This window comes from Kitasatospora sp. NPDC059817 (assembly GCF_042731835.1).
GTDB lineage: Bacteria > Actinomycetota > Actinomycetes > Streptomycetales > Streptomycetaceae > Kitasatospora.
Map to the genome: position 1 here is coordinate 1 of NZ_JBHWIR010000175.1, position 3,722 is coordinate 3,722.

Consider the following 3,722-nt stretch of genomic DNA (forward strand, 5'->3'; position numbering starts at 1 on the left):
TCTCCACCCTCGAACGCGGCACCCGCCGAAACGACGACCTCGCCAACGCCTACCGCGAATGGCTCACCACCGCTTGACAACCCATAGGAGCATCATCCACCGAGATCCGCCGAGATCCACCGACGCCCGCCCCGCACCGTCCGGCGCCCGAGACACCCGGCCCCCCAAGCGCCTGAGGCGCCTTCCGAACTCAGCTGGAAACGACGTACCCCGCGTCCCGCAGCTCGCCGACCACGGCCGCGCAGTGCTCCGGCCCCTTGGTCTCCAGGTGCAGGTCCACCTCGACCTCGGTCAGCCCCAGCCGCGGGTCGATCCGCACGTGCGCGACGTCCAGCACGTTGGCGTCCAGCCTGGTCAGCACCCCCAGCAGGTCGGCCAGCGAGCCCGGCTTGTCCGCCAGCCGCACCCGCAGCGACAGGTACCGGCCGGCCGCCGCCAGCCCGTGCCGCAGCACCCGCTGCATCAGCTGCGGGTCGATGTTGCCGCCGGACAGCACGGCCACCACCGGCCCCTCGAAGGAGTCCGGCTGCTCCAGCAGCGCCGCGATCGGGGCCGCCCCGGCCGGTTCGACCACCAGTTTCAACCGCTCCAGGCCGAGCAGCAGGGCCCGCGACAGCGCGTCCTCGGAGACCGTCCGGACGCCGTCCGCCAGCGAGTTGATCACCTCGAACGGGATGTCCCCGGGCCGGCCGACCATGATCCCGTCGGCCATCGTGGCGTAGTGCTCCAGTGACACCGGCCGCCCGGCCGCCAGCGAGGGCGGGTACGCGGCCGCGCCCGCCGCCTGCACCCCCACCACCCGGACGTCCGGCCGCAGCGGCTTGACCGCCGCCGCGATCCCGGCCAGCAGGCCGCCGCCGCCCACCCCGACCAGGATGGTCCGCACCTCGGGGCACTGCTCCAGGATCTCCAGTCCGACGGTGGCCTGGCCGGTGACCACGTCCCAGTGGTCGAAGGGGTGGATGAACACCGCGCCGGTCGCCTCCGAGTACCGCTGCGCGGCCTGCAACGCCTCGTCCACCGTGGCGCCGTGCAGCCGCACCTGCGCGCCGTACTCCCGGGTCGCCGCGACCTTGGGCAGCGGCGCCGCGACCGGCATGAACACGGTCGAGTGCACCCCCAGCAGCGCGGCCGCCAGCGCCACCCCCTGCGCGTGGTTGCCCGCGCTCGCCGCCACCACCCCGCCGGCCCGCTGCACCGGCGAGAGCCCGGCGATCCGCACGTACGCGCCGCGCAGCTTGAACGAACCGGTGCGCTGGAGGTTCTCGCACTTCAGGTGGACCGGCGCGCCGATCAGCCCGGACAGGTACCGGCTGCCCTCCATCGGCGTCACCCGGGCGATTCCGGCGAGCATCTTCTGGGCGCCGCGGACGTCGTCGAGGGTGACCGGCCAGTTGTGCATAACGCCAGCCTACGGTGGTCGACACCGGCAATCCGGGACGTCGGGGCTGTTCCCGGGCCCGCTCCGCCCGCGTACGCTGCTGCTTCTGAGCCTCCCTCACCGCACGACGATCGTGAGCCGCGATGACGACGACCTCGCCCCAGGCCACCGACCGCACCGACCCCGTGCACGCCCGACTCCAGTACCAGCTGGCGGTGTTCGCCCGCCGGATGGACCAGGTCCGGACCACCGGCGGCGGTCTCGGCGCGCTGGACCGGGCCGCCTACCTGCTGCTCGACCGCCTGGAGCGGCACGGGCCCGCCAACGTCAAGGCGCTGGCCGAGTCGCTCGGCGTCGACTCCTCCACGGTGACCCGGCAGGTCGCCCCGCTGGTCGCGGGCGGGCTGGTCGGCCGGGTCCAGGACCCGGCCGACCGCCGCGCCGTACGCCTCGCACTGACCCCGGTCGGCTCCGGCCGACTGGCCGAAGTCCGCGACGGGCGGGCCGAGTTGACCCGCCGCCTGACGGCCGACTGGCCGCCCGAGGAGCAGCAGGCGTTCTGCGCCCTGCTGGCCCGCTTCAACCACGCGATGGAGTCGTACACGGCGGACCAGCAGGGCCAGTGACCGCCGACGGCCGGAGGCCGTCCCTCGCGCCCGGACCGATCGGCCGTCGACACACAGCCGAACGGGTGCATTAACACGATTTTCAGATGACAACACCAGTGAGTCGTGATGCTCGGCCCTCCAGCCCGGAACACTCCGAGGGCCCCATTGGGTCCACATGGTGAGAGGACTGAGGTGAAGCCCAGTCAGAACCCGGTGACCACCGTCACCTGGAGACGCCGACTCGGCAGGACGGTGGGTTCCGTCCTGGCCCTGACGCTCGTGCCCTTCGGCATGTCACTCGTCGCACCACCGGCCGCGTACGCGGCCGGTCTCCCGGGCGGCCTCGGGCCGTGCCTGGGTGCGGACTGTCCCGCGACGTTCCCCCCGGTCAACAACGGTCCCTTCGCAGGCCGCGACGCCGGAATCAACATCTTCGTCGGCGGCGACTTCAACGTCGGCGGTTCCGCCGCGGAGGCCGAGGGGCACGTGGTGACCCTCGGCAACTTCGACCTGAACAAAGCCCCGGGAGCCAGCTCCGTCTACAACATCGGCATCGTCGGCGTCGGCTCACGGGTCCCCCCGCCGGACGGCGCCGACTTCCTCACCGCCGGAGGCAACGTCACGGTGGCCCCGGGGCAGAGGCTCCTGGCGGAGGGCGGCGTCGTCCGCTACGCGGGCACGGCCACGGGCACCATCGTCGGTACGAAGGTCCAGGAAGCGCAGGCCGTGGCCGCCTACACGCCGCTGCGCGGCCAGCTGCAGACGGCGAGCGAGTGCTACGCCGGGGTCGGCACACCCCGCCCCTCCACCGGAACCGCGGTCAACCAGGGGTTCCAGACCCTGTTCACCGGTGACGGCACCTCCGCACTCCAGGTCTTCAACGTCGACTTCGACATCGCCGGGAACGGAGGCTCCACCCAGGGCATCGCGTTCGCCGGCATCCCCGCGAACGCGACGGTGCTCGTCAACCTCGTGGGCGGCGCCCGCACCATCAACACCTACAGCGGGAGCCTCCAGGACACCGACCCCTGGAACCGGCTGCGCGAGCGCCTCCTGTGGAACTTCCCCGCCGCGACGTCCGTCACGCTCAAGGGATCGGGGCAGTTCCAGGGCAGTGTGCTGGTCGGCAACCCGGCCAGCACCGCCACCATGAGCCTGCCCGGTCTGAACGGACGGTTCTTCACCACCGGTTCGCTGCTGCAGAACTCCGGCTCGGGGATGACCGGGACCGAGTTCCACGCCTACCCCTTCAACGGCGATCTTCCGGCGTGCGGAAGTCCCGCTCCCACCGCCTCGACCAGCGTGACGAAGGTCGACTCCGTCACGGGGCAGCCCCTGGCGGGGGCCACCTTCCAGCTGTGGCGTGAGACCAACGGCGTCCCCGGCCTCCAGACCTCGGGGGCCACCCCGGACACCGAGGTGGGCGCCCCCTGCACCACCGGGGCGAACGGCGTCTGCTCCACCGCCGGTCTCCCGCTCGGCACCTACTACTGGCAGGAGACCGCCGCACCCCCCGGTTACGACCTGCCGCAGCCCGCGGTGACGACCGTGGTCCTCGACACGAACGGGCAGAACGTCCCGGTCACCGTCCAGGACACCAAGTCCCCGATCGTCGAGACCGGGTCCACCAGCGTGACCAAGGTCGACTCCGCCGCCGGACAACCCCTGGCCGGCGCGACCTTCCAGCTGTGGCACGAGACCAACGGCGTCCCCGGCCTCCAAACCACCGGAAC

The 3,722-nt window shown here is 72.4% G+C and carries 3 protein-coding genes; 2 read left to right on the forward strand and 1 reads right to left on the reverse strand.

Translation table 11 applies throughout. From position 1 onward, the window contains the following. Positions 1-190: 190 nt before the first annotated feature. Positions 191-1,402: a threonine ammonia-lyase gene (gene ilvA, locus ACFV61_RS28395; protein WP_063348014.1), complete on the reverse strand. Its 1,212-nt coding sequence runs from the start codon at positions 1,400-1,402 to the stop codon at positions 191-193. 122 nt (positions 1,403-1,524) lie between these two features. Between ilvA and ACFV61_RS28400 the strand changes: the two genes are divergently transcribed. Together ACFV61_RS28400 and ACFV61_RS28405 are read left to right on the forward strand one after the other, a co-directional pair. Beyond that, positions 1,525-2,007 carry a MarR family winged helix-turn-helix transcriptional regulator gene (locus ACFV61_RS28400; RefSeq protein ID WP_063348015.1) on the forward strand — a complete coding sequence of 161 codons (483 nt, stop codon included), beginning with the start codon at positions 1,525-1,527 and terminating at the stop codon, positions 2,005-2,007. 174 nt (positions 2,008-2,181) lie between these two features. Continuing rightward, on the forward strand, positions 2,182-3,722 hold a 1,541-nt coding region (locus ACFV61_RS28405), incomplete at its 3' end, for a choice-of-anchor A family protein (RefSeq protein WP_380494655.1).

Coding starts and splice junctions, on each gene's coding strand:
- ilvA (WP_063348014.1), bottom strand. CDS start 1,402: ATGCACAACTGGCCGGTCACCCTCGACGACGTCCGCGGCGCCCAGAAG.
- ACFV61_RS28400 (WP_063348015.1), top strand. CDS start 1,525: ATGACGACGACCTCGCCCCAGGCCACCGACCGCACCGACCCCGTGCAC.